A 23,606-nucleotide genomic window follows, 5' to 3' on the forward strand; every position below is an offset into this window, starting at 1 on the left:
CGAGCCGTTGCACCTGATCCAACGAAAAAGCCCCGGCGCGGACGCCGGGGCTTTTTCGTTGGGTCGATGTCGGGGCGCTCGCTTTAGCGGACCCGGCGGCGCTCCGAGACCGGCTGGAACGCGATGCGCGCGTGATACTGGCAGTACGGCGAAGCATCGCGCGAATGGTTGCCGCAGAAGCGGAAGTCGGCGGCCAGCGGGTCGCCGAGCGGCCACTTGCAGGTGCGCTCCGACAGCTGAACCAGCGTCAGGTTGCGCGAGATCGGCACGACCTCGCCGCTCGGGCGCGTCTCGTCGAGGTCGATGGCGCCGACGGTTTCCACGACCGGTTCGATCTTCAGCGCGGTGGCGCCGACCACGGCGCGGATCACCGGCGGGCGGGTCATCGTCGGGGTCGGCGTGCTTGCCACGAGGCGCGGCGGCGCGACCTCTTCCACGACGGGGACGATGACGGGCGCGGGGGCTGCCGCGACCGGTGCCGTCTCGACGAGAACCGGGCGCGGGGGCTTCGGGATCGCCGCCACGACCGGCGCCGTCTCGGCGGGCGCTGCGGCCTTCAGGCGGCTGTCGAGCTTCAGGCGGTGAACCTTGCCGATCACGGCGTTGCGGGTGACGCCGCCCATCTGTGTCGCGATCTGGCTGGCGCTATGGCCGTCGCCCCAAAGGCGCTTCAGCAGGTCGATCCGTTCGTCGGTCCAGCTCATGAACTGACTCCTCGTTCTTGAATATCCGGGCACGACGGAAGGATGTGGCCGGACCCAAGACGGCCGCAGACCACAAGATGTTTGAAAGTTCGTGGTCCGCCGCACGAGATCTGGTGTCTGGGCGAAATTTAGCCCAAGCGCGGACTCTGTGGCAAGAGTCGCACAGTGTGGCCCGAATCGATTTTTCGCTTATCAACAGATTGTCCGCGATGCATCAGCCATCTTCGCGACCCCGGCGAATTCATCGGCGGACGGGGGATCGAGGTCCGTGCCGGCCCGCCGCGAAAAGCTTGCTGCGACGGGCTTTGCGAGCGTTTCGGGTGCCATTGGAATGGCGCGCTTCATTGACAACGCAACGCGTCCGCGTGGTATAGCCTGCGCCTGCGGACCGATCTCCATCGGCACGGCCTCAGGGTCCGAGACGCCGCAGGACGCAGCGCATGAACCGCTTAGTTTCTCTCATAGCCCGTGTTGCACGGGGTGAAGCCGCCACCGTTCCCCGCCAGACAGAAGTGTCCGCCATGCTCCCACACGACGACAATCCGCTCTTCGCCACGTTCGCGCGTGCGGAGATCCGTGTCGAGCGAGGCGAAGGCGTCTGGCTGCACACGAGCGATGGTCGCAAGTTCCTCGACTTCACCGGCGGCATCGCCGTGAACTCGCTCGGCCACGCCCATCCCCATCTCGTGCGCGCGATCACCGAGCAGGCCGCCAAGCTCTGGCACGTCTCGAACCTCTTCGAGATCCCGGGCCAGGAGCGGCTGGCCGAACGGCTGGTCGAGGCGAGCTTCGCCGACAAGGCGTTCTTCACCAATTCCGGCGCCGAGGCGCTGGAATGCGCGATCAAGACCGCCCGCCGCTACCACTACGTGAACGGCCAGCCGGAGCGCTACCGCATCCTGACCTTCGAGGGCGCCTTCCACGGCCGCACGCTGGCGACCATCGCCGCCGGCGGCCAGAAGAAGTATCTTGAGGGCTTCGGCCCGAAGGTCGAGGGCTTCGATCAGGTCGCCTTCGGCGATCACGAGGCGCTGTCGGCCGCGATCACCGACGAGACCGCCGCGATCCTCGTCGAGCCGATCCAGGGGGAGGGCGGCATTCGCGCCGTGCCGGACGTCTGCCTCAAGGGCTTGCGCGATCTCTGCGACGAGAAGGGCATCCTCCTCATCTACGACGAGGTGCAGACCGGCGTCGGGCGCACCGGCACCTTCTTCGCCTACGAGCATTCGGGCGCCGAGCCGGACATCCTCGCCTCCGCCAAGGGCATCGGCGGCGGCTTCCCGATGGGCGTCTGTCTCGCCACGGCGGAAGCGGCCAAGGGCATGACGCCGGGCACCCACGGCACCACGTTCGGCGGCAATCCGCTGGCGATGGCGGTGGGCAATGCCGTGCTCGACATCGTCCTCGCCGACGGTTTCCTGGCCGAGGTGCGCCGCACCGCCCTCCTTTTCAAGCAGAGCCTTGCCTCGCTGCAGGACCGCTATCCCGACGTCATCGAGGCGGTGCGCGGCGAGGGCCTGCTCATCGGCATCAAGCCGCGCGGGCCCAACGCTGCCTTCATCGAGGCCCTGCGCGGGCGCGAGATGCTGGCCGCACCCGCCGGCGACAACGTCATCCGCTTCCTGCCGCCGCTCAACGTGACGCCGGCCGAGGTGCGCGAGGCGATGGATCGCATCGAATCCGTGGCGGCCGACTTCTCGGGTCGGCTGAGCGAAAGCACTGCGGCATGAGCGCCGCCGAGCGGGTCGCCGCGCCCTCGCCGCGGCATTTCCTCGACCTCGCCGACATGTCGACGGTGGACCTGCGCTCGATCCTGCGCGATGCCGGCGAGCGCAAGGCGCTCGGCCGCGCCGGCCCGCGCCCGCTCGAGGGCCGCGTCCTCGCGATGATCTTCGAGAAGCCCTCGACCCGCACCCGCGTCTCCTTCGACGTGGCGATGCGCCAGCTCGGCGGCGAGACGCTGTTCCTCTCGGGCACCGAGATGCAGCTCGGGCGCTCCGAGACCATCGCCGATACCGCGCGTGTCCTGTCGCGCTACGTCGACGCGATCATGATCCGCACCACCGAGCATTCGCGCCTTCTCGAGATGGCCGAAAGCGCCACCGTGCCGGTGATCAACGCGCTGACCGACGACACCCATCCCTGCCAGATCATGGCCGACATCCTGACCTTCGAGGAGCATCGCGGCCCGGTGAAGGGCAAGACCTTCGCCTGGACGGGCGACGGCAACAACGTCCTCAACTCGCTGATCGAGGCCGCCGGTCGCTTCGACTTCGCGTTGCGCGTCGCCACTCCCGAAGGTTCGGAGGCCGATCCGCGCTATGTCGAGCGGGCACGGCGCGAGGGCACCAAACTGACGCTGACGCGCGACCCCGCGGAGGCTGTCGCCGGCGCCGATTGCGTGGTCACCGACACCTGGGTCTCGATGGGGCGCGAAGACGCCGCGCGCGGCCACAACGTCTTCCTGCCCTACCAGGTGAACGAGCGGCTGATGGCGGGCGCCCATCCCGACGCGCTCTTCATGCACTGCCTGCCCGCCCACCGCGGCGAGGAGGTGACGGACGGCGTCATCGACGGGCCGCAATCGGTGGTCTTCGACGAGGCGGAAAACCGCCTTCATGCGCAGAAGTCCATTCTCGCCTGGGTGTTCGGGGACGTCGCACGGCATGGCTGACAGCAATCTGGAACTCGGCGAGTTCGGCTTCGCCGGCGACGACGCGGTCGTGCCCTATGCGGTCGAGGCGCTCGACGCGCGCGGGCGTGCCGTGCAGCTCGGCGCCATGGTCGACGGCATCCTGTCGCGCCACGACTATCCCGCGCCGGTCGCGCAGCTTCTGGCCGAGATGATCGTGCTGACCGTCCTTCTCGGCACCTCGCTGAAGTTCGACGGCAAGTTCATCGCGCAGACGCAGACCGACGGTCCGGTCGACCTGCTCGTCGTCGACTTCACCATGCCGTCCAGCGTGCGGGCTTATGCGCGCTTCGACGCCGAGCGTTTCGAAGCCGCCGTGGCGGCGGGCGAGACCGGCCCCGAAGCGCTGCTCGGCAACGGGATCATGGCCCTGACGATCGACCAGGGCGAGCACATGCAGCGCTACCAGGGCATCGTCGAACTCTCCGGAGCCTCGCTCGAGGGCGTGGCGGAAACCTATTTCCGCCAGTCCGAGCAGATTCCGACCACGGTGCGTCTCGCCGTGGCGCGCATCGCGCGTCGCGTCGAGGGCGGTGGCTTTCGCGAGTCCTGGCGGGCCGGCGGTCTCATCGCGCAGTTCCTGCCCGAGGCGCCCGAGCGCATGCGCATGCCCGACCTGCCGGGCGGCGACGCGCCCGAAGGCGCGGAGGGCGCCGTGACCGAGCCGGACGATGCCTGGACCGAAGTGCAGGCCCTCATGGCGACGGTGGAGCCCTCCGAACTCGCCGACCCGGAAGTCGGCGTCGAGCGCCTGCTCTTCCGTCTCTTCCACGAGCGCGGCGTTCGCGTCTTCGCGCCGACGCATGTCGAGGACGACTGCTCCTGCACGCGTGAGAAGATCCGCGGCGTCCTTTCCAGCTTCTCGGCCGACGATCTCGCCGACAGCGTCGAGGACGGCCGCATCGCCGTGACCTGCGAGTTCTGCGGCGAGGCCTACGATTTCTCACCCGACGAATTCGGCGTCGGGACCGATGCCGAGGCCGATCGCGGCGAGGGGCGCTGAGCGCCTCTTCGCCGAACGCGCCCGGGTAAGAGCGCGAGGTTTTACATGCCCATCCGTCTTCACACGTCCTGCGGCGCGCGCGCGGTCAGTTCAGGACGCGCGTCGGGCCGGGGGCGTCGAGCGAGAAGGCGGGCACCTCGATCTCGAAGAACGTGCCGTCGGGACGCTGCATGCGGAAGAGCCCGCGCATGATGCCCGACGAGGTCGGCAGCGGACAGCCCGACGTGTAGGTAAAGCTGTCGCCGGGCGTCAGGATCGGCTCCTCGCCGACGACGCCGGCGCCGCGCACCTCTTCTACATGCCCGTTGGCGTCGGTGATGTGCCAGTAGCGCGAGCGCAGCTGCACCGTCTCGCGCGACCCGTTGGCGATCTCGATGCGATAGGCGAAGACCCAGCGACCGTCGGCCGGTTCCGACTGGTCCGGCAGGAAGCTCGGCGTCACCTGCACCGTGATGTGACGTGTCGTCGCCGTGTACATGAGCTGCCGTCTGGAGGATGGATCGGCCGCATCGTTCGCGGCCTCGCGATCCAAGGTCAATCGAGGACCCCTCATGACGAGGGATCGCGGCAGGATGACGGCGCACCGTCGTGCCCGGCGAGATCCCGGCTGCCAAGGGGCGTCGCATACGACTGCCTATCGGCGTCGCCTGCATCGATCTGCGCCGCCCCGGATCCGGACGGCGGCGCAGAGGGTTCGGGTCCCCGACGGGGCTAGACCGAGGCGAGCGCCCGCTCGATGTCGTCGACGAGGTCCGCGGGATCCTCGATGCCGGCCGAGAGGCGCAGCATGCCCGGCCCGATGCCGAGCTCGGCGCGCGCCTCTTCCGTCAGGTTCTTGTGCGTCGTCGTCGCCGGATGGGTGATCAGGCTCTTGGCGTCGCCGAGATTGTTCGAGATCTTGATGATCTCCAGCGCATTGCAGAAGCGGAACGCCCCCGCCTTGCCGCCCTCGACCTCGAAGGCCAGCAGCGTCGAGCCGCCGGTCATCTGCCGCGCGATCACGGCGGCGTCCGGATGGTCCTTGCGGCCGGGATAGATCACCTTGGCGATCTTCGGCGAGACCGCCAGGACTTCCGCAATGGCCGCTGCATTCGTCGTCTGCTGCGCGACCCGCAGCGGCAGCGTCTCCAGACCCTTCAGGAGGGTCCAGGCATTGAAGGGCGAGAGCGAGGGGCCGGTGTGGCGGAAGAAGTCCTGCAGGTTCTTCTCGATCCACTCGGCGGTCGACAGCACCACGCCGCCGAGACAGCGGCCCTGGCCATCGATGTGCTTTGTCGCCGAATAGACGACGACGTCCGCGCCGAGCTCCAGCGGCTTCTGCTGCATCGGCGTCGCGAACACGTTGTCGACGATGAGGATGGCGCCCGCCGCATGCGCGATCTCCGCCACCGCCGCGATGTCGATGACCTCCAGCGTCGGGTTTGTCGGGCTCTCCAGGAAGAACACCTTCGTTTCCGGCCGCACCGCCGCCCGCCACTGGTCGAGATCGCGCCCGTCCACCAGCGTCGAGGCGACCCCTGCGCGGCCGAGCACGGTCTCGATGATGTAGCGGCAGGAGCCGAACAGAGCGCGCGCCGCCACGACATGGTCGCCCGCCTGCACCGAACACTGCAGCGCCGTCGACACCGCCGCCATGCCCGACGCCGTCGCCCGCGCGTCCTCGGCGCCCTCGAGCGCCATCATGCGCTCCTCGAACATCCGCGTCGTCGGGTTGGAATAGCGCGAATAGACGAAGCCGGGCTCGTCGCCCTTGAAGCGGGCCTCGGCCGCTTCGGCTGATCCGTAGACGAAGCCCTGCGTCAGGAAGAGCGCCTCGGAGGTCTCGCCGAAGCCGGAGCGCATCGTGCCGCCGTGGACCATCGCCGTCGCAGGCCGCACGCGCTTCGCCTCGTCGTTCTTCTTCAGCATGGCAGGGGTCTCCGACAGCCGACTTCGGACGGGCCGCGAAAAAACCGCTTCGGACGAGAGAAACGGCCCTTTAGCGACTTGTTTTAACGTGGCTGCAAGCCGGCCGGCAAAATCACCACGGGAACGCAAGACGCATAATCCCGTGCAGGCTTGAAATCAACGGGTATGGCGGGGCTGCCGCCCCGGTCCCCGCCCGGGGGCTGACACCCCCGGAGCCCTCGCTTTCTCTCATCCACGATCGGGAGGGGCCGCCGGCCCCTCCCGATCGTGGACCCAAGTGAGGGGGTTTCAAGGGCCTCAAGTCCTTGGCGGGGTCCAAGGACAGCGCCCCTGTCTTCCCGCCGAGTTAACCGCCCGCTAAGGGTGAATGCGATACGACGGCACATGGCCGGTGGAATCCTTCCCGATAGCGAGATCCAGCATCTGTTCGACACCGGCGGCATTCGGGCCGAGCGGGCGTTCGACGCCGACCAGATCCAGCCGGCGAGCCTCGACCTGCGGCTGGGCTCGGTGGCGTACCGGGTGCGGGCGAGCTTCCTGCCGGGGCGCGGCAACCGCGTGGCGGACAAGCTGGCGCGCTTTTCCATGCACGAGATCGATCTCAAGGGCGGCGCGGTGCTGGAGACGGGCTGCGTCTACGTCGTGCCGCTGCTCGAAAGCCTGGCGCTGCCCGAGGGCACGCGCGCCGCGGCCAACCCGAAATCCTCGACCGGTCGGCTCGACATCTTCACCCGCGTGATGACCGACGGGGCGCAGGAATTCGATAAGGTGCCGGCCGGCTATCGCGGGCCGCTCTTCATCGAGATCTCGCCGCGCACCTTCCCGATCGTGGTGCGGCCGGGTTCGCGGCTGAGCCAGATCCGCTTCCGCACGGGCGACGCGCAGCTCGGCGAGGCGGAACTGGCCGACCTGCACGGGCGCGAACGGCTGACGAGCGCGGCGGACGCCAACATTTCCGGCGGCGGTATCGCCCTGTCGATCGACCTGCAGGGCGATGCGGACGGGCTCGTGGGCTATCGCGGCAAGCGGCACACCGGCGTCGTCGACGTCGACCGGCGCGGCGTGCAGCCGATCCTGGAATTCTGGGAGCCGATCCATCGCTCGGGCGCGGGCGAACTGGTGCTCGATCCCGACGAGTTCTACATCCTCGTCTCGCACGAGGCGGTGCACGTGCCGCCGGCCTATGCTGCCGAGATGACGCCGTTCGATCCGCTCGTCGGCGAGTTCCGAGTTCATTACGCGGGCTTCTTCGATCCCGGCTTCGGGCATTCCGGGGCGGGCGGCACCGGCAGCCGCGCGGTGCTGGAGGTGCGCAGCCACGACGTGCCGTTTATCCTCGAGCACGGCCAGATCGTCGGCCGCCTCGTCTACGAGCGCATGGCGGCCCTGCCGGCCAAGCTCTACGGCACGGACCTCAACTCGAACTACCAGGCGCAGGGCCTCAAGCTCTCGAAGCATTTTCGCTGAAGGCCGGGCCGCCGGCTTGACGCCGCCGGGGCGAACCGGCAGTGTCGCCCACGACGCGGGCGTAGTTCAGCGGTAGAACGCCAGCTTCCCAAGCTGGATGTCGTCGGTTCGATCCCGATCGCCCGCTCCAGCGCCTCGCTTCACCTCACCAGTCGAGTTCGATGCCGCGATAGTCGCGGAACGCGTGAGCCGGATGGTCCAGCGCGGCGGCGATGACGTCGCACAGTCCCGAGACGCTTTCGAGCGCGGTGAGGGGGGCGTCGGTGCCGCCCATGTCGGTCTGAACCCATCCGGGATGCAGGACGAGGACGCCGCGCCCGGCGGGCAGGGCTTCCTTCACCGCGAAGGATCGGGAAAGCGAGTTCAGCGCCGCTTTGCTGGCGCGGTAGAGCTCGAGCGCGCCATCATCGTTGAGACCGACGCTTCCCATCCTCGACGACATGAACGCCACGACTCCGCCGGGACGCACCAGCGGCAGCGCGCGCCGCGCGAGCGCGATGGGCGACACCGCGTTGGTGGTGAAGAGAGCTCCCACCTCCTCGACGCTCGCCTGCTCCGCGCGCTGATGGTCGGGACCGCTGACCCCGGCATTGACGAAGAGGAGATCGAAGTGCCCGGCCGGGAAGGCGGCGGCAAGCCGATCGTGATCGGCAGCGTGGTCGAGATCGAGCGCGAAGGGCTCGATGCCGCCCGCCCCGGGGCGCGGGTCGGTCGGCCTGTTTGAGCGTACCGTCGCGACCACTTGGCTCCCGCGATCGGCGAGAGTTTCGGCCAGCGCCCGCCCCAGCCCCCGCGAGGCTCCCACGACGATGGCGCGTTGAATTTTCGGCATTCGAGATGCTCTTTCAGTCTGCTGCGATCCGCCGAAGGGCGGGTGGCGTCACCGTGCTTGCGGCCTCCTGCGCTTTCGTCGTATCGCCCGGCCGGATCCATCGACGACGGGGAAGACCGATGCGCGCATTCGACGTTTTGACACGGGTCGCCTTCGGGATCGCCAGCGTGGTGCTGATGCTGCTGGCCCTCGCGCTCATCGTCTATGCCGGCAGCGGGGTGTGGGACAGTTTCCGGGTGCCGGACCGCGACATCGGCAAGACCGCGCTCGAGGCGGTCGGCTTCACCGTGATCGCGATCGCCGTGTTCGACGTCGGCAAGTACCTTCTCGAAGAGGAGGCGATCCGCGGCCGCGAGATGCGCAACACCGGCGAGGCGCGTCGCAGCCTCACCAAGTTCATCTCGACGATCATCATCGCCGTCCTGCTCGAAGCGCTCGTCACCGTCTTCGAGGCCGGGAAGGAGGATCCGCGCCTGATGATCTACCCGACCCTCCTGCTTCTGGCGGGTGCGGTGCTGATCGTTGGGCTCGGGGTCTACCAGTGGCTCAGCGCCAGTTCCGAGACCAAGGTGCGCGATCCCGTCGAAGAAGAAAAGTAAGCCGCCAACCGCGCGAGGGCACTTCGCTCCTCTTCGGCAGGGGCCCACTGGACCGGTGTAGGACTGAACGAGCTAGCGTCGGGCTCGTTCAGCCGACCGCTCCGTCCGCTCAGCCGGTCTTGGCTTCGTCCGCGGTGCGCCGGATCTCGGCGACGAGTTCGGCCGGCAGGTCGAGCCGGGCGGCGAGCATGTCGAGATAGGCGCGCTCGGCCGGATGGTCGGCATCGATCGCCAGAACCGAGGCCGTGTAAACCTCGACGCCCGCCTCGCGGCCGGGCACCCGCGCCACGATGTCGTCGATCGACAGGGGGCGGCGCATCTCGTCCATGAGCAGACCCTTCTCCTCCGGGTCGAGATCGAGATCGTCGATCTTGCCGAAGATGCGCTCCTGTTCGGCCTGGTCGATATGGCCGTCAGCCTTGGCCGCGGCGATCATCGCCGACAGGAGCAGGCGGGCGCGGTCCTCGGCCTCGTGCCCGGCCGGGTGGAACGGCGTGCCGGCGGCAGACGGGATCTCGTCGGCCGCGATCGGCCGGGGCAGGACGCCGCCGCGGGCGGGATCGGCGAGATGGCCGCCGGCCGCGGCCTGTTGCTGCGCCTGATAGTTGGTCCAAGCCTTGTAGCCGAGGCCGGCGACGAGGGCGAGACCGCCGAGCTTGAGGGCGGAGCCGCCGAGATTCTTGGTGCCGCGACCGCGCAGGATCTGCGACGCGAGGCCGCCGGCGAGGGCGCCGCCGATCGCCTTGCCGGCGAAGCCGCCGCCAAGACCGCCCGAGCCGCCGCCGCGCGAGCCGCCGAGGACGGAGCCGACGAGATCGCCGAGGCCACCACCGGAGGAGCCGGGGGCGCGGCCCGAAGAGCCGCCGAGAACCTGCCCGACGATCTTGCCGAGCCCATCCTGCAGCGCATTGCCGGAGGAGGGACGCGTCGGCGATCCGTATCCGCCCTGCGTGCCGGGACGCCCGTGTCCGGTGCCGAGGAACTGGTCGAGAAGCTTCTGTGCGTCGATCATTGTATCGGTCTCCGTGAGGCGCGGTGCGCTTGGACACCGCATCTGGGACGCCGACGCGCCGACGCAACGCCTATCGTGGTGACCAACCCCCGAGCGGCCGTGTCGATCACGCTTTCTTGTCGAAGAGCGGCTCGGTCGCGTGGCGCTTCAACAGCGGGAACTGCGCCAGCATAAAGAGGACGGTGATGGGCATCGTGCCCCAGACCTTGAAGGCTACCCAGGCGTCGGTCGAAAAGTTGCGCCACACCACCTCGTTGAGGATCGCCAGCACCACGAAGAACCAGCCCCAGCGGAAGGTCAGCTTGTGCCAGCCGGCATCGTCGAGCTTGAAGGCCTGGTCGAAGACGTAGCCGAGCAGCGGCTTGCCGAAGGCGAGGCCCCCGAGCAGGATCGCGGCGAACAGCCCGTTGACGATCGTCGGCTTCATCTTGATGAAGACCTCGTCCTGCAGCCAAAGCGTCAGCGTGCCGAACACGACGACCACGAGGCCCGAGACGATCGGCATGATCGGCAGCGTCCTCGTCAGCGCGTAGGAGACCGAAAGCGCCACCACGGTCGCCACCATGAAGAGGGCGGTGGCGACGAAGAGCGGCCCGCCGAGGTTCCCAAGCGCGGGAAAGGCGCTGGCGATCTGGTCGCCGCGCGAATTGGCGAAGAAGAAGACCACGAGGGGCCCGAGTTCGAGCGCGAACTTCAGGAGCGGGTTGATCTCGCGCTTGCCCGGCGCGTTCGGCGCCTTTTCGATGATGCGGTCGGCCATGGCGGCAGTGTCCCTTGTCGGGCGGATCGGAAGGTCTCGCACTTCTATGGAAAGGCGAGACGGCGGTTTTCAGGCGGCGCCGGCGCGGCCCGCGATGGCCTCGGCGAAGTCGCGCGCCTTGAAGGGCTCGAGATCGTCGATGCCCTCGCCGACGCCGACGAAGAAGACCGGCAGCTTGTGCTTGGCAGCGATGGCGACGAGGATGCCACCGCGCGCCGTGCCGTCGAGCTTGGTCATCACGAGGCCGTTGACGCCCGCGACGTTGCGGAAGATCTCGACTTGGCTGAGCGCGTTCTGCCCCGTCGTCGCGTCGAGGGTCTGGAGCACGGTGTGCGGGGCGTCGGGCTCGCGCTTCTGGAGGACGCGCACGATCTTAGCGAGCTCGTCCATCAGCTCGGCGCGGTTCTGCAGCCGGCCGGCCGTGTCGATGATGAGGACGTCGGAGCCGTTGCGCACCGCCTCGTCATAGGCCTCGAAAGCCAGCCCCGCGGCATCGGCGCCGATCGCCTTGGCCACCACGGGCGATCCCGTGCGCTCGCCCCAGATCTTCAGTTGTTCGACGGCCGCCGCGCGGAACGTGTCGCCGGCGCCGAGGGTCACGCTGAGGCCCCCGCGCACGAGTTTCGCCGTCAGCTTGCCGATCGTCGTGGTCTTGCCCGTACCGTTGACGCCGACCACGAGGATGACGTGCGGCTTCACCGACAGGTCGAGTTCGAGGGGGCGTGCCACGGGTTCGAGCGCGCGCTCAACCTCCTCGGCGAGGATCTGGCGCACGGCATCGCCGGTGATCTCCTTGCCGAAGCGCCCGTCCGACAGGCGGTCGGTGATGCGCATCGCCGTCTCGACGCCGAGATCGGCCTGGATCAGCACGTCCTCGAACTGCTGCAGCGTCTCCTCGTCGAGCCGGCGTTTGGTGAAGAGCGCGGTGATCTGGCCGGACAGCTGGTTGGAGGAGCGCGCAAGCCCCTCGCGCAGCCGCTGGAAGAAGGGCTTGCGCGGCTCGGCGGCGAGCACGGCGTCGGCGCGCGCCTCGCGCAATGCCCAGCCCTCGCCCTGTGCCTCCGCCCGGCCGGGAATGGGCGCGCGGGCGCTTTCGCCGGGCTCGGGCGGCAGGGGCGCGTCGAGCCAGGAAAAGGCGTCGCGGTCATCGTCTTCCTCGCCCGCCGGTTCCTCGTGCTCGGGTGCGGCGGGCAGCGGATCCAGCGCGGACGGACTGTCCGGCACGATGCCGCCGTCGGCGGCCACGATCTCGGCCTCGGCCTCGGCCGCGCTGAGCGGGGCGTCGTGCGGGAGATCGGCTTCGGCCACGGGGGCGGCGTCGTCCAGCGGGGCGTCAAGCCAGGAGAAGTCGGCTTCGGGCTCGGCACGTGGCACTTCGGGCTCGTCGAGGAAGGCGAGCGCGGGATCGGTCTCGGCGGCGGTGATGGGCTCGTCGGCGAGCGGCGCGTCCGAGATCGGCCGGTCGAGGAAGCTCGTGTCCGCGGCTGGTTCCACAGGGGCCGTCGGTAGGGTGTCCGTCACGGCGGGACCGGCCGCGGTCTCCTGCGCCCGCGCCGGGATCGTGGGCGGCTCGGCGGTCTCGAACGACGATGGTGCGGCGTCCGAGACCGGAGCCGGCTCTATTTCAGAGTTTTTTTTTCAGCCTCGACGCTCGGAGCGTCGCGATCGCGGGGTGTCAGGGGCGTGATGCCGCCGCCCGCCGGCTCTGCGGCGCTGGCGCCGGCTTCCGCGTCGGTCTCGGTCGAGGCGGCCGCTGGCTGGTGCATCTCGGCTGCGGTCGCATCGGGGCGCTGGCCCGTCGCGTCGTTGACGCGCGGCAGGCCGCTCTCCTCGCTCGTGCGGTCCTCTTCCTTGGCGCCGAACGAGAAGATGCGGCGGAAGAAGCCCTTTTGTTCGGCCATAAGTCAGGTTCCGTTCATGGGTGTCAGGCCGCCGCGGACAGCGCGTCGGCCAAGGGGAGCGCGACGAGGGCGTCGTCTCCATCGAGCGTTAGAATAGCGTCCACGACGTCGCCGGGGAGGCCGAAGCCGATCGCGGCGAGCGTGAAGTCCGGCGTGCGGCCCCGTCCGCCCCGCTCCACCAGCATGCGCTGGCGCGTGCCCGCCAGCGACCGGCGGTGCCGATCGAAGGCGATATCGCCGCGCTCGCGCAGGTTCGCAGCGCGTGCCTTGGCGATGGAAGCCGGCACTTGCGGCATGCGCGCGGCGGGCGTGCCCTCGCGCGGGCTGAACGGAAAGACGTGGAGATGCGTCAGCCCGCAATCCTCGACGAGCTTCAGCGTGTTCTGAAACATCGCGTCCGTCTCGGTCGGGAAGCCGGCGATGAGATCGGCGCCGAAGACGATGTCGGGCCGCAGCGCGCGGATCTCGGCGCAGACTCGCACCGCGTCGTTCCGCGTGTGGCGCCGCTTCATCCGCTTCAGGATCATGTCGTCGCCGGCCTGCAGCGACAGGTGGAGATGCGGCATCAGGCGCGGCTCGTCGGCGAGCGCCGCCATCAGGTCGGCGTCGACTTCCACCGAATCGATCGAGGAGAGGCGCAGCCGCTCCAGCGCCGGCACCAACTTCAGGATCTGCCGCACGAGGCCCCCGAGGCGAGGGAGCCCCGGCAGATCGGCGCCCCAGCTCGTCAGGTCGACGCCGGAAAGGACGACCTCGCGGTAGCCTTCCGCGACGAGGCGACGGATCTGGTCCACCACCGCGCCGGCGGGCACCGAGCGCGAATTGCCGCGGCCGAAGGGGATGATGCAGAAGGTGCAGCGGTGATCGCAGCCGGTCTGCACCTGCACGATGGCGCGGGCGCGGCCCTCGATGGCGTCCACCATGTGGGCGGCTGTCTCGCGCACGCTCATGATGTCGTTGACGCGCAGCTTCTCCTGCGCCCCCACGCCGAAATCGGGCAGCGCGCGATAGGTCTCGCGGCTGAGCTTCTCCTCGTTGCCGAGCACCGCATCGACCTCGGGCATCGCGGCAAAGCGCGCCCCTTCCGTCTGCGCGGCGCAGCCGGTGACGAGGATGCGCGCGGCGGGATCGTCGCGCCGGGCGCGGCGTACGGCTTGGCGCGCCTGGCGCACGGCTTCGGCCGTGACGGCGCAGGTGTTGACGACGACGGTGCGACGCCCGTCCGCCCCGAGCCCGGCCGCGCCCGCCTCGCGCCGGATCACCTCGGCCTCGAACGTGTTGAGACGGCAGCCGAACGAGACGATGTCGAGCGTCAAGGCGCGGCCCCGGCGGGATGCGGCTCGGGGTGCTGGCCAGTCTGAGGCTCGATGTCGCGAGCGAAGTCGCCGGTCGCGGGGTCGAGCGTTCCCGACCATTCCCATTCCGCCGGGCCGGTCATCAGCACATGGTCGTCCGAGCTGCGCCAGTCGATGAGGAGGTCGCCGCCGGGCACGGTGACGGTGACGCGCCGGCCGGTGCGCCGGGTGCGGGCGCCCGAGACGGCGGCCGCGCAGGCGGCCGAGCCGCAGGCGCGCGTCAGCCCGACGCCGCGCTCCCAGGTGCGGATGGCCATCGCGTCGTCCGCCGTGACGCGGGCGATCGAGATGTTGGCGCGATCGGGAAAGATCGGATGGTTCTCGAGGATCGGCCCGAACCGGTCGAGCGCATAGGACCAGACGTCGTTCTTCACCCAGAAGATCGCATGCGGGTTGCCCATCGAGGCGACGGAAGGCGAATGCAGGACGGGTGCGTCGATCGGGCCGATCTGGAGCTCGATGGCGCGGGTGTCGGCGAACTCCTCGGCGAGCGGGATCTGGCGCCAGTCGAGGCCGGGCGGCCCCATGTCGACGGTAACGAGCCCGTCGGGGCGTTCATGCGCTTCGAGAAGGCCGGCCTTCGTCTCGAAGACGAAGTCCTTGATGCCGGTTTCGCTGGCGAGCGCGTGGACCACGCAGCGCGTGCCGTTGCCGCAGGCGCCGGCCTCCGAGCCGTCGGCATTGATGATGCGCACCAGCGCCGCGGTTCCGGCGGTGCGCGGATCGTGGATCGCCATGATCTGGTCGAAGCGCGTCGCGGGGCGCGCCGCCAAGGCGCGGGCGGCGTCCGGCGCGATGCGGGCCGAGGTGCCGCGCAGGTCTGCCACGAGGATCTCGTTGCCGAGCCCGTTCATGCGGGCGAAGGGAATGGGATGCGTCATGGCGTCGGGATCGGCGTCGAGAGGGGTGGGGATCCCGCCCTATATGGCAAGAAGCCCGTTGCATTGCTACCCGCCGAGCGTGGCCGGCGGGTGCGAGGGCATCGTCCGGCGATCAGCTTTCCCAGTCGACGCCGATCGGGTCGCGATCGAGCTGCTTGGCCTCGGCCGTGATGTCGCGTGCCTCCTCGCGGTCGCTCTCGTCGGCCTCGTCGGGCATCTCGGCGTCGCCCGGGCCGCGCGCCAGACCCAGCTTGAAATACATCGGGAAATGGTCGGAGCCGCCGGCCGGAAGGCGCTGCATGTCGACGAGGCGGAAGCGCACGTCGTGGAACAGATGGTCGAGCGGCCAGCGCATGAAGAAGAAGCGGGCGTCGAACGTGTTGTAGAAGCCGCGCCCGACTCGCGGATCGAGAAGGCGCGAGAGACGCTGGAAGAGGCGCGTCGTGTTCGACCAGGCGACGTCGTTGAGATCGCCCGTCACGATCGCCGGCAGCTTCTGCCCGGTGACGAGGCTGGCGATCTTGACGAGTTCGGCGTCGCGCCCGACCGAATCGATGTGCGGCACCGGCGGCTCGGGATGGACGCAGTAGAGCCGGAATCGCTGCCCGTCGCGGAGGCGCACTGTCGCGACGATCGAGGGAATGCCCTCCATCACCAGATATTCGGACACCACGTTTTCGAGCGGCAGCCGCGAGAACAGCACCATGCCGTAGGCGTTTTCGAGGGGGTGGCGCACCACATGGGGGTAGCGGGCCGCCAGGGGTTCGAGCGCGTCGACCCAGGCCTGATCGGTTTCCATGAAGAGCGCGAGATCGGCGTCCGCGGTGTCGGCAAGCGCCAGCGCAGCGGCGTAGTTGCGGTTGGACTGTTTGATGTTGGCCGACAGCACCGACACGGTATCCGGCCCGTTCGGATCGCCCTCGAAGCGCACCGACTGCTGGCGCCGAACCGGCAGGAACTGGGCGATGCAGGTGGCCTGCACGCCGATCACCACGATCAGCCCGACATCGATGAACCAGCGCCAGCCGCTCGGCGGCAGCGTCGCGAGCGCGATGGCGAGAAGCACCAGCGCCACGGCGAGGAACTGCAGGCGCGGAAAGGAGAAGATGCGCACGAAGCCGTGCGCCACGCGCAGGAACGACAGGCCCGTGGCCAGAAGGAGGAGGGCCGTCAGCCCCGCCAGGATCGTCGTGGTCAAGTCCGGGCCCGTTCTGTTCGGCAGCCTCCAGAGCTTCGAAAGCAAGGAAAGCCGCGACCGGGCGACGCAAGGACGCCCACCCCGCGCAATGAAGGGCCGATCCCCATCACAGGCAAGGGCAGGGCGCCAAGAAAGCCGTGTTGGGATAGATCCGGTGGATCAGCCGGCGGCGTTACGCCAGAAATAATAGGCGGCCAGCGCGAAGCCGACCGTGATCACCACGACCCGGACATAGACCTGCGGCACGCGCTTGGCGATCCAGACGCCGGTATAGCCGCCGAGCGCGACGCCGGGGATCATCACCACCGCCTGCGGCCACGCCACGACGCCGCCGGAGACGAAGACGACGATCGCCACGATCGCGATCACCGTCGCCAGCATGTTCTTCAAGGCGTTCAGCCGGTGATAGTCGCCGCTTTCGGTGAGGCCGAGGGTGGCCAGCATCATGATGCCCATGCCGGCGCCAAAGAAGCCGCCGTAGATCGAGGTGACGAACTGCAGGATCGGGCTGGAGAGATTGCGACCCCGCGCGGCATCCGTCTCGTGGCGGGCCTTCGGCTTCAGCCAGGGGCCGGCGGCAAAGAGCAGGGTCGCGGCGAGAAGCAGCCAGGGCACGAGGCTCTGGAACTGCGGATTGTCGAGCGAGAGAAGAAGCAGCGCGCCCGCGAGCGAGCCGAACACGGAGACGAGCGCCAGCACCAGCGCGCCGCGCCACATGCGGCGGATGTCGCTCCAGTAGGCCAGCGTCGAGGTGACGTAGCCGGGGAACTGGGTGATCGAGGAGGTGGCGTTGGCCGAGATCGGCGGCACGCCGACGAGGGTCAGGGCGCCGAAGGTGAGGAAGGTGCCCCCGCCCGCGACCGCGTTGAAGCCGCCCGCGAAGAAGCCGGCGAGGAAGAGGAAGACGATCTCGATCAGGGACATGGCGTCGGGCAAGGCTTTCGGGCGCGGGTCGGCTTATGGGGGAGAGGAGCCGTTTTCGGGCATAGGCCATCGACGCCGGGCCGGAAAGGGTGGCACGGCGCAGGGCTATGCCGCGCCGCAGCATGGTGGCCCCGGCGGGACGCCTGCGAGGGCAAAAAGAGCGCCCCCGCGTCTCGACAAGTGTGACGGTCTCGTGTAACAGCCGCCTCGATTTCCTCAGAATAACTTGACCGTATCAGACACGGCCATGACCGGCTTGCCGGCATGCAACGAATTGAGGCTGGACCATGGATATCATTCAGGAACTGGACGCCCAAGAGGTCGCCCGCATCGCCGCCATCCGCACGCTGCCCTCGTTTTCGCCGGGCGATACGCTGCGCGTCAACGTGCGCGTGACGGAAGGCACCCGGACCCGCGTGCAGGCCTATGAAGGCGTCTGCATCGCCCGCTGCGGCGGCGGCATCCAGGAGAACTTCACCGTTCGCAAGATCTCCTACGGCGAGGGCGTCGAGCGCGTCTTCCCGATGTATTCGCCGATGCTGGAATCGGTCGAGGTCGTGCGTCGCGGTCGCGTTCGTCGCGCCAAGCTCTATTACCTGCGCGATCGTCGCGGCAAGTCGGCGCGTATCGTCGAGGCCACCAACGTTCGCGCCCGCAAGCTGAACGACGATGCCCGCGGCGTCGCCGCCGAGGCTCGCCAGAAGGCCGAGGCCGACAAGGCCGCCGCGAAGGCCGCCAAGACCGCTGCCGAGTAATCCACGGTTCGGCTCGAATTCGAAAGGCGGCCCCCGGGTCGCCTTTTTTCGTTTGAAGACGGCGATCCGGCTTCGGTCCAACTCGCTGCTTCGGCTCGCCCGGCGAGACCCGTGCCGGCACGAGCCCCGCCGTCGGCGCAGGCCGGCACTGCGAAATGAGCGCGCCCGAGAGGTTTGCAGGCCGGACCTCCCGGTGTATCGCTGCCGCAGACGTTAAGCCCCGCGAACCATCCGGCCCCGCCCCATGTCCCTGCGCTCCGCTCTCCGCCGCGTTCCCGTCGACCGTTTTCTCCTGATGTTGATCGCCACGATCGCCATCGCCGCCGTGATCCCGGCGCGCGGCGAGGTGGCGGAGGCGTTCGACTGGATCACCTACGGAGCCATCGCGCTCCTGTTCTTCCTCTACGGCGCGCGCCTCTCGCCGAAGGCGGTCTGGCAGGGCCTCCTGCACTGGCGCCTGCAGGGCCTCGTGTTCCTGTCGACCTTCGCCTTCTTCCCGCTCGTCGGCCTCGCCCTGTCGCCGCTCGCCAGCCACGTGCTGCCGGCCGAACTCGCGCTCGGGCTGCTCTACGTCTGCCTGCTGCCCTCGACCGTCCAATCCTCGATCGCCTTCACCTCGATCGCGGGCGGCAACGTGCCGGCGGCGCTGACAAGCGCCTCGGTCTCCAATCTCCTCGGCGTCGTCATCACCCCGGCGCTGGTGCTCTTAGTGGCGAGCTCGCAAGGGGGCGCCTTCTCCTTCGACGCGGTGCAGAAGATCGCGCTCCAGATCCTGGTACCCTTCGCGGCCGGTCAGATCGCGCGGCCGCTGATCGGCGACTGGCTCCTGCGCCACAAGCCGCTGACGCAGATCGTCGATCGCGGCTCGATCCTGCTCGTGGTCTATGCCGCCTTCTCGGAAGGCATGGTCGCGGGCGTGTGGACGAAGCTGGGCCTCGGCGACCTCGCCACGGTCGTCGCTTTCGACATCGTGATCCTCGCCATCGTGCTGGCCACCACGACCTTCGTCGCCCGGCGGCTGAAGTTCGCCAAGCCGGACGAGATCGCCATCGTCTTCTGCGGCTCGAAGAAGAGCATGGCGACGGGCATTCCGATGGCCGGCATCCTGTTTGCCGGCCATGCGATGGCGCTCGTGGTGCTGCCGCTGATGCTGTTTCACCAGATCCAGCTCTTCGCCTGCGCCGCGCTGGCGCAGCGTTATGCACGGAAGGCCGAAGGGACTGCCGCCGCCCCGAGCGTCACCGAGGTCGTGGCGCAGGAGCAGGATGCGGTGGGCCTGAAGGTCTGAGACGGGCGTTCGTTTCGCGTCCGGCGTGCAAAGCAGCATCGGCGTTCTTGGCAAGGCGGGCCCGCGCGTGACAGGTTGCGGGCGACCCGACCTCACGGAAACGTCGCCGCCCATGAACCGCCGCTCGCTCCTCCTCGCCGCCCTCGCCCTCGGTTTCGCCGGTCCCGCCCTCGCGCAAGGCGTGCCGTCCGTGCTGCCCGATCTCGGAGGGCGCACTGTGACGGTGGTGACGGAGAACGCCTATCCGCCGCTGCAATATCTCGACCCCAAGAGCGGCGAGGCCGTCGGTTGGGAATACGATGCGATGAACGAGATCGCCCGTCGGCTGAACATGAAGGTGACCTACGCCAACGCCTCGTGGGACGCGATGATCGAGGCCGTCTCGACCGGCCAGTACGATATCGGCATGACCGGCATTACCATCCGCGACGACCGCAAGGCGCGGGTCGACTTCTCCGATCCCTACATGCGCTCGCAGATGGTCATGCTCGTGCGCGCCGACGAGACGCGATTTGCCGATGCCGCGGCCTTCAAGGCGCTGCCCGATGGCCTCGTCGGCGCCCAGAGCGGCACGACGCCCTTCTATGTCGCGGTCAACGAGGTGCTCGACGGCAACGAGCAGAACCCGCGCATCAAGCTGTTCGAAACCTTCGGGGCGCAGGTTCAGGCGCTGCGCACCGGCGACGTCGATCTTGTGCTCACCGACGGCACGGCGGGCGCCGGCTACGTCGCGGCCTCCGGCGGCGGGCTGAAGCTTGTCGGCGCTCCGCTCGGCACCGAGGATTTCGGCTTCGTCTTCGCCAAGGGCTCGGACCTCGTGGCGCCGGTGAACGCCGCCATCGCCGCGCTGAAGGCGGATGGGACGCTCGAGGCGCTGACGAAGACGTGGTTCCTGGACACGAAGCTCGGCGAGTGAGCGAAGGCTTCGCCGCGGCGCCCGCACGCGAGGCGTCGCCCGGAGCGGGGCGGGGGGTGGCCGTGCGCCTGCAATCGCCGGACTTCCCCTGGTGGCTCGTCGCGCTCGTCCTTCTCGCGCTGGCCGCGGGCGCCGTCATCCTCACGGATACCGGTCTGCGGCAGACGCTGCGCATTCTCTCCGTGGGTCTCGCGACCACGATCCTCGTCACCGCAACGGCCTTCACCGGTGCGCTGGCGCTCGGCCTTCTCGTGGCACTCGGTGGACGCTCGCGCCATCGCTTGGTCTCCAACGCGGCGCGGCTCTATGTCGAGGTCGTGCGCGGCGTGCCGGTGCTCGTGCTTCTGTTCTGGATCGCCTTTGCCGGCGCGCCCGGCCTCGTCGCCGCCTGGAACTGGTTGGCGACGCCGCTGCGCGAGGCCGGCCTCGTCGACATGTTGATGGTTCGCGACGTCTCGTTGCTGGCGCGGGCCGTGCTGGCGCTCGTCGTCGCCTATTCCGCCTTCGTCGCCGAGATCCTGCGGGCCGGCATCGAGGCGGTACCGGCAGGCCAGGTCGAGGCGGCGAAAGCCCTGGGGCTCGGGTCCTTCCAGCGGTTCCGGCTGGTGATCCTGCCGCAGGCGATCCGCACCGTCCTGCCGCCGCTCGCCAACGACCTCGTCTCGATGGTGAAGGACTCGTCGCTCGTCTCCGTGCTCGGCGTTGCCGACGTCACGCAGATGGGCAAGGTCTACGCCTCCGGCTCCTTCCGCTTCTTCGAGACCTATTCCGTCGTCGCCTATCTCTACCTGCTGATGACCGTCTCGCTGTCGCTCGGCGCCCGCGCGCTGGAGCGGCGCTTGCGCCGCTCGGGACAAAGCTAGGCGGCGCTTGCGCCGCTCGGGACAAAGCTAGGCGGCGCTTGCGCCGCTAGGGACGAAGCTGGGCGGCGGCTGGCACTTCGGCCGGGGCCGAGGCGTCCGCGCCGACTTGTCAGCCGTGCGGCGGCGGCGTATTTTGGAACGATGCGAAGAAACGCCGCTCCCCGCTGCCGCCTGCCGACCACGCTGGGGTTCTCCCCGGTGGAGGATCGTGCGCGCATGCCCGGTCGCTTCTTCTACCGGCAGATCTCGGCCGTTCACCTTCCGCGCTGACGCCCGAAGCCTCTCAGGGCTGCCGCCTTCCCCTCTCCATCGATTCGATGGGCTCGGTTCGACCCGCCGGCCCGATCCATCCGTCAGGACATGCCTCCGATGACCGCCAGCACCAAGCCGCGCACGATCTACGACAAGATCTGGGACGACCACATGGTCGAGACCGACGAGAACGGCGCCAGCCTCCTCTATATCGATCGTCATCTCGTCCACGAAGTCACCAGCCCGCAGGCTTTCGAGGGCCTGCGGGTCGCCGGGCGCAAGGTGCGCCATCCCTCGCGCACGCTCGCCGTGGTCGATCACAACGTGCCGACCTACGACCGGCGCGGCGGCATCCACAACGAGGAAAGCCGCATCCAGGTCGAGACGCTGGCCAAGAACGCCGCCGAGTTCGGCGTCGAGTATTTCGACGAGATCGACCGGCGCCAGGGCATCGTCCACATCATCGGCCCCGAGCAGGGCTTCACCCTGCCGGGCATGACGATCGTCTGCGGCGACAGCCACACCTCCACCCACGGCGCCTTCGGGGCCCTGGCGCACGGCATCGGCACCTCCGAGGTCGAGCACGTGCTGGCGACCCAGACCCTCATCCAGCAGAAGGCCAAGAACATGCTGGTCGAGGTGAACGGGCAACTGCCGCCCGGCGTCACCGCCAAGGACATCATCCTCGCCATCATCGGCGAGATCGGCACCGCCGGCGGCACCGGCTACGTCATCGAATATGCAGGCGAAGCCATCCGCGCCCTGTCGATGGAAGGCCGGATGACGATCTGCAACATGTCGATCGAGGGCGGGGCCCGCGCCGGCCTCATCGCGCCCGACGACACGACTTTCGCCTACATCGCCGACAAGCCCCGCGCGCCCAAGGGCGCCGCCTTCGACCAGGCCGTCGCCTACTGGCGCACGCTGACCTCCGACGAGGGCGCGCATTACGACAAGATCGTGCGCCTCGACGCCGCCGCCCTGCCGCCCATCGTCTCCTGGGGCTCCTCGCCCGAGGACGTCGTCTCCGTCCAGGGCGTCGTGCCCGATCCCGACGCCATTGCCGACGAGGCCAAGCGCGACACCAAGAAGCGGGCCCTCGACTACATGGGCCTGACGCCCGGCACCAAGATGACCGACATCACCATCGACCGTGTCTTCATCGGCTCCTGCACCAACGGGCGCATCGAGGACCTGCGCGCCGTCGCCAAGGTCGTCGAGGGTCGCAAGGTCGCCGCCAGCGTCTCCGCCATGATCGTGCCCGGCTCCGGCCTCGTGAAGGCGCAGGCTGAGGCCGAGGGGCTCGACCGGATCTTCCTCGACGCCGGCTTCGACTGGCGTGAACCCGGCTGCTCCATGTGCCTCGGCATGAACGAGGACCGCCTCAAGCCCGAGGAACGCTGCGCCTCCACCTCGAACCGCAACTTCGAGGGCCGCCAGGGCTTCAAGGGCCGCACCCATCTCGTCTCGCCCGCCATGGCCGCCGCCGCGGCGGTGGCCGGCCGGTTCGTCGACATCCGCGAGTGGCAGTAGGGAGGACGGGGGCTCTGCCCCTCGACCCCGCCAAGGGCCTGAGGCCCTTGGAACCCTCTCCTTGTGTCAGTCTCCGGGATGGGCCTCTGGCCCATCCCGGAGACTGACAAATGAAAGGAAGGGTCCGGGAACTCGTTCCCGGGCGGGGCACGGGGCGGCAGCCCCGCCCTCCCACCCGCCACCCGCGCTTGACCTGACGGGCTCGCCGGCCCAAATCATCCGGCATGAGCTTGCCTGCCACCGTTCCCGACATCGAGATCGGCGCCCTGCGCCTGCGCGACGCGCGCGAGCTGGCGCCGTTGCTGGCGGCCTACAATCAGGCGATGTTCCGGGGGGCGCCGGGGGCGCCGGACACCTACTATGCCGAACAACTGCTGCAGGACCGCACGGGCGAGATCCTCGGGGCGAAGCTGAACGGCGAACTGGTGGCGTTTCTCGTGTTCTACGACCTGCCGGATCCGTGGACGGGAATGCGGGCGGGGCTCGCCGACCATGTCTTCGTAGAGCAGGCCCACCGCCGCAAGGGCATCGCCAAGGCGATGGTGGACCTCCTGGCGGACGAGGCGGATGCACGGGGCTGGTCGCGGCTGGTGCTGCATGCGCCGCGCCACGGCGGCTCGGGGCGCCATCTCTACGAGAAGGTGGCGGGGCCTGCCGACTGGTCGAGCTACGTCATCCGCTTCATCGACCGCTGAGCCGGTACGAGGGCTGAGCCGGGAACGGGGGGCTGCGGCGAAACGACATTCAATCGGTTTGCAGCCGA

23 protein-coding genes, 1 tRNA gene and 1 riboswitch are annotated in these 23,606 nt (G+C 69.0%); of the genes, 12 read left to right on the forward strand and 12 right to left on the reverse strand.

The genetic code is table 11. From position 1 onward, the window contains the following. Positions 1-83: 83 nt before the first annotated feature. Entirely contained in the window at positions 84-704 is a 621-nt protein-coding gene (locus tag AUL33_RS08050) for a GcrA family cell cycle regulator (RefSeq protein WP_062206347.1), read from the reverse strand. 521 nt (positions 705-1,225) lie between these two features. Between AUL33_RS08050 and AUL33_RS08055 the strand changes: the two genes are divergently transcribed. From AUL33_RS08055 to AUL33_RS08065, 3 genes are read left to right on the forward strand one after another with little or no spacing between them, the layout of a single operon-like run. Continuing rightward, positions 1,226-2,434 carry an aspartate aminotransferase family protein gene (locus AUL33_RS08055; protein WP_062206350.1) on the forward strand — a complete coding sequence of 403 codons (1,209 nt, stop codon included), beginning with the start codon at positions 1,226-1,228 and terminating at the stop codon, positions 2,432-2,434. Further along, positions 2,431-3,378 (forward strand): ornithine carbamoyltransferase, encoded by a 948-nt coding sequence (argF, locus tag AUL33_RS08060; protein WP_062206354.1) that lies wholly within the window; start codon positions 2,431-2,433, stop codon positions 3,376-3,378. The genes AUL33_RS08055 and argF overlap by 4 nt, the downstream gene beginning before the upstream one ends. Next, on the forward strand, positions 3,371-4,399 hold the full coding sequence (locus AUL33_RS08065; RefSeq protein ID WP_082652420.1) for an Hsp33 family molecular chaperone: 1,029 nt from the start codon (positions 3,371-3,373) through the stop codon (positions 4,397-4,399). The genes argF and AUL33_RS08065 overlap by 8 nt, the downstream gene beginning before the upstream one ends. 85 nt (positions 4,400-4,484) lie before the next feature. Here AUL33_RS08065 and apaG read toward each other — a convergent pair whose 3' ends face one another. Both apaG and AUL33_RS08075 read right to left on the reverse strand, forming a co-directional pair. Continuing rightward, positions 4,485-4,877: a Co2+/Mg2+ efflux protein ApaG gene (gene apaG / locus AUL33_RS08070; protein WP_062206358.1), complete on the reverse strand. Its 393-nt coding sequence runs from the start codon at positions 4,875-4,877 to the stop codon at positions 4,485-4,487. 233 nt (positions 4,878-5,110) lie between these two features. Then, the gene (locus tag AUL33_RS08075; RefSeq protein WP_062206361.1) at positions 5,111-6,307 is read right to left on the reverse strand and encodes an O-succinylhomoserine sulfhydrylase; all 1,197 of its coding nucleotides are present in this window, start codon (positions 6,305-6,307) and stop codon (positions 5,111-5,113) included. 50 nt (positions 6,308-6,357) lie between these two features. After that, positions 6,358-6,436, reverse strand: a riboswitch (SAM riboswitch). A 255-nt stretch (positions 6,437-6,691) separates the two neighbouring features. Here AUL33_RS08075 and AUL33_RS08080 point away from each other — a divergent pair. Then, positions 6,692-7,774, forward strand: a complete 1,083-nt coding sequence (locus tag AUL33_RS08080; protein WP_062206365.1) for a 2'-deoxycytidine 5'-triphosphate deaminase — start codon at positions 6,692-6,694, stop codon at positions 7,772-7,774. A gap of 55 nt (positions 7,775-7,829) precedes the next feature. After that, positions 7,830-7,904, forward strand: a tRNA-Gly gene (locus AUL33_RS08085). Between the two features lie 15 nt (positions 7,905-7,919). On the opposite strand, the gene AUL33_RS08090 is transcribed toward AUL33_RS08085, so the two are convergent. After that, a complete protein-coding gene (locus AUL33_RS08090) occupies positions 7,920-8,606 on the reverse strand; it encodes an SDR family NAD(P)-dependent oxidoreductase (RefSeq protein ID WP_062206368.1) in 687 nt (228 codons plus the stop codon). Between the two features lie 119 nt (positions 8,607-8,725). Between AUL33_RS08090 and AUL33_RS08095 the strand changes: the two genes are divergently transcribed. Further along, positions 8,726-9,205: a hypothetical protein gene (locus AUL33_RS08095; RefSeq protein ID WP_062206371.1), complete on the forward strand. Its 480-nt coding sequence runs from the start codon at positions 8,726-8,728 to the stop codon at positions 9,203-9,205. A gap of 109 nt (positions 9,206-9,314) precedes the next feature. Here AUL33_RS08095 and AUL33_RS08100 read toward each other — a convergent pair whose 3' ends face one another. The 8 genes from AUL33_RS08100 to AUL33_RS08135 all read right to left on the reverse strand — a co-directional run bounded on the left by AUL33_RS08100 (position 9,315) and on the right by AUL33_RS08135 (position 17,236). Further along, positions 9,315-10,217 carry a tellurite resistance TerB family protein gene (locus AUL33_RS08100; RefSeq protein WP_062206374.1) on the reverse strand — a complete coding sequence of 301 codons (903 nt, stop codon included), beginning with the start codon at positions 10,215-10,217 and terminating at the stop codon, positions 9,315-9,317. 106 nt (positions 10,218-10,323) lie between these two features. Further along, positions 10,324-10,977: a septation protein A gene (locus tag AUL33_RS08105; protein WP_062206377.1), complete on the reverse strand. Its 654-nt coding sequence runs from the start codon at positions 10,975-10,977 to the stop codon at positions 10,324-10,326. Positions 10,978-11,046: 69 nt separating this feature from the next. Further along, positions 11,047-12,471, reverse strand: coding sequence for a signal recognition particle-docking protein FtsY (gene ftsY, locus AUL33_RS21570; RefSeq protein ID WP_244492062.1), 1,425 nt, complete (start codon positions 12,469-12,471; stop codon positions 11,047-11,049). A 125-nt stretch (positions 12,472-12,596) separates the two neighbouring features. Next, positions 12,597-12,878 (reverse strand): hypothetical protein, encoded by a 282-nt coding sequence (locus AUL33_RS08115; RefSeq protein ID WP_062206380.1) that lies wholly within the window; start codon positions 12,876-12,878, stop codon positions 12,597-12,599. Between the two features lie 23 nt (positions 12,879-12,901). After that, positions 12,902-14,194 (reverse strand): tRNA (N(6)-L-threonylcarbamoyladenosine(37)-C(2))-methylthiotransferase MtaB, encoded by a 1,293-nt coding sequence (gene mtaB / locus AUL33_RS08120; RefSeq protein ID WP_062206383.1) that lies wholly within the window; start codon positions 14,192-14,194, stop codon positions 12,902-12,904. Continuing rightward, positions 14,191-15,114, reverse strand: a complete 924-nt coding sequence (dapF, locus tag AUL33_RS08125; protein ID WP_062206386.1) for a diaminopimelate epimerase — start codon at positions 15,112-15,114, stop codon at positions 14,191-14,193. The genes mtaB and dapF overlap by 4 nt, the downstream gene beginning before the upstream one ends. Before the next feature lie 112 nt (positions 15,115-15,226). Beyond that, positions 15,227-16,312 carry an endonuclease/exonuclease/phosphatase family protein gene (locus AUL33_RS08130; protein ID WP_062206389.1) on the reverse strand — a complete coding sequence of 362 codons (1,086 nt, stop codon included), beginning with the start codon at positions 16,310-16,312 and terminating at the stop codon, positions 15,227-15,229. Positions 16,313-16,471: 159 nt separating this feature from the next. Beyond that, on the reverse strand, positions 16,472-17,236 hold the full coding sequence (locus AUL33_RS08135; protein WP_062206392.1) for a sulfite exporter TauE/SafE family protein: 765 nt from the start codon (positions 17,234-17,236) through the stop codon (positions 16,472-16,474). 287 nt (positions 17,237-17,523) lie between these two features. On the opposite strand from AUL33_RS08135, the gene rplS reads away from it, so the two are divergent. The 6 genes from rplS (at position 17,524) to AUL33_RS08165 (ending at position 23,538) form a co-directional block, all read left to right on the forward strand. Then, entirely contained in the window at positions 17,524-17,991 is a 468-nt protein-coding gene (gene rplS, locus AUL33_RS08140) for a 50S ribosomal protein L19 (protein ID WP_062206395.1), read from the forward strand. A gap of 244 nt (positions 17,992-18,235) precedes the next feature. Continuing rightward, positions 18,236-19,279 (forward strand): bile acid:sodium symporter family protein, encoded by a 1,044-nt coding sequence (locus AUL33_RS08145; protein WP_062206398.1) that lies wholly within the window; start codon positions 18,236-18,238, stop codon positions 19,277-19,279. A gap of 112 nt (positions 19,280-19,391) precedes the next feature. After that, positions 19,392-20,195 (forward strand): transporter substrate-binding domain-containing protein, encoded by an 804-nt coding sequence (locus AUL33_RS08150; protein ID WP_062206400.1) that lies wholly within the window; start codon positions 19,392-19,394, stop codon positions 20,193-20,195. Positions 20,196-20,251: 56 nt separating this feature from the next. Further along, positions 20,252-21,058, forward strand: a complete 807-nt coding sequence (locus AUL33_RS08155) for an amino acid ABC transporter permease (RefSeq protein WP_062206546.1) — start codon at positions 20,252-20,254, stop codon at positions 21,056-21,058. A 369-nt stretch (positions 21,059-21,427) separates the two neighbouring features. Continuing rightward, entirely contained in the window at positions 21,428-22,843 is a 1,416-nt protein-coding gene (leuC, locus tag AUL33_RS08160) for a 3-isopropylmalate dehydratase large subunit (protein WP_062206403.1), read from the forward strand. Between the two features lie 224 nt (positions 22,844-23,067). Continuing rightward, complete coding sequence (locus tag AUL33_RS08165; protein WP_062206407.1) at positions 23,068-23,538, forward strand: GNAT family N-acetyltransferase; 471 nt, start codon at positions 23,068-23,070, stop codon at positions 23,536-23,538. Positions 23,539-23,606: the final 68 nt, after the last annotated feature.

This window comes from Aureimonas sp. AU12 (assembly GCF_001463705.1).
In the GTDB taxonomy this organism is placed as follows: domain Bacteria; phylum Pseudomonadota; class Alphaproteobacteria; order Rhizobiales; family Rhizobiaceae; genus Aureimonas.

What these genes read in the sequence shown, in the direction of transcription:
- AUL33_RS08135 (WP_062206392.1), bottom strand. Translation starts at nt 17,236, where the DNA reads ATGTCCCTGATCGAGATCGTCTTCCTCTTCCTCGCCGGCTTCTTCGCG.
- AUL33_RS08165 (WP_062206407.1), top strand. Translation starts at nt 23,068, where the DNA reads ATGAGCTTGCCTGCCACCGTTCCCGACATCGAGATCGGCGCCCTGCGC.
- AUL33_RS08150 (WP_062206400.1), top strand. Translation starts at nt 19,392, where the DNA reads ATGAACCGCCGCTCGCTCCTCCTCGCCGCCCTCGCCCTCGGTTTCGCC.
- AUL33_RS08075 (WP_062206361.1), bottom strand. Translation starts at nt 6,307, where the DNA reads ATGCTGAAGAAGAACGACGAGGCGAAGCGCGTGCGGCCTGCGACGGCG.
- AUL33_RS08095 (WP_062206371.1), top strand. Translation starts at nt 8,726, where the DNA reads ATGCGCGCATTCGACGTTTTGACACGGGTCGCCTTCGGGATCGCCAGC.
- AUL33_RS08050 (WP_062206347.1), bottom strand. Translation starts at nt 704, where the DNA reads ATGAGCTGGACCGACGAACGGATCGACCTGCTGAAGCGCCTTTGGGGC.
- argF (WP_062206354.1), top strand. Translation starts at nt 2,431, where the DNA reads ATGAGCGCCGCCGAGCGGGTCGCCGCGCCCTCGCCGCGGCATTTCCTC.
- AUL33_RS08100 (WP_062206374.1), bottom strand. Translation starts at nt 10,217, where the DNA reads ATGATCGACGCACAGAAGCTTCTCGACCAGTTCCTCGGCACCGGACAC.
- dapF (WP_062206386.1), bottom strand. Translation starts at nt 15,114, where the DNA reads ATGACGCATCCCATTCCCTTCGCCCGCATGAACGGGCTCGGCAACGAG.
- AUL33_RS08115 (WP_062206380.1), bottom strand. Translation starts at nt 12,878, where the DNA reads ATGGCCGAACAAAAGGGCTTCTTCCGCCGCATCTTCTCGTTCGGCGCC.
- AUL33_RS08145 (WP_062206398.1), top strand. Translation starts at nt 18,236, where the DNA reads ATGTCCCTGCGCTCCGCTCTCCGCCGCGTTCCCGTCGACCGTTTTCTC.
- rplS (WP_062206395.1), top strand. Translation starts at nt 17,524, where the DNA reads ATGGATATCATTCAGGAACTGGACGCCCAAGAGGTCGCCCGCATCGCC.
- AUL33_RS08090 (WP_062206368.1), bottom strand. Translation starts at nt 8,606, where the DNA reads ATGCCGAAAATTCAACGCGCCATCGTCGTGGGAGCCTCGCGGGGGCTG.
- leuC (WP_062206403.1), top strand. Translation starts at nt 21,428, where the DNA reads ATGACCGCCAGCACCAAGCCGCGCACGATCTACGACAAGATCTGGGAC.
- AUL33_RS08065 (WP_082652420.1), top strand. Translation starts at nt 3,371, where the DNA reads ATGGCTGACAGCAATCTGGAACTCGGCGAGTTCGGCTTCGCCGGCGAC.
- AUL33_RS08080 (WP_062206365.1), top strand. Translation starts at nt 6,692, where the DNA reads ATGGCCGGTGGAATCCTTCCCGATAGCGAGATCCAGCATCTGTTCGAC.
- AUL33_RS08105 (WP_062206377.1), bottom strand. Translation starts at nt 10,977, where the DNA reads ATGGCCGACCGCATCATCGAAAAGGCGCCGAACGCGCCGGGCAAGCGC.
- apaG (WP_062206358.1), bottom strand. Translation starts at nt 4,877, where the DNA reads ATGTACACGGCGACGACACGTCACATCACGGTGCAGGTGACGCCGAGC.
- AUL33_RS08055 (WP_062206350.1), top strand. Translation starts at nt 1,226, where the DNA reads ATGCTCCCACACGACGACAATCCGCTCTTCGCCACGTTCGCGCGTGCG.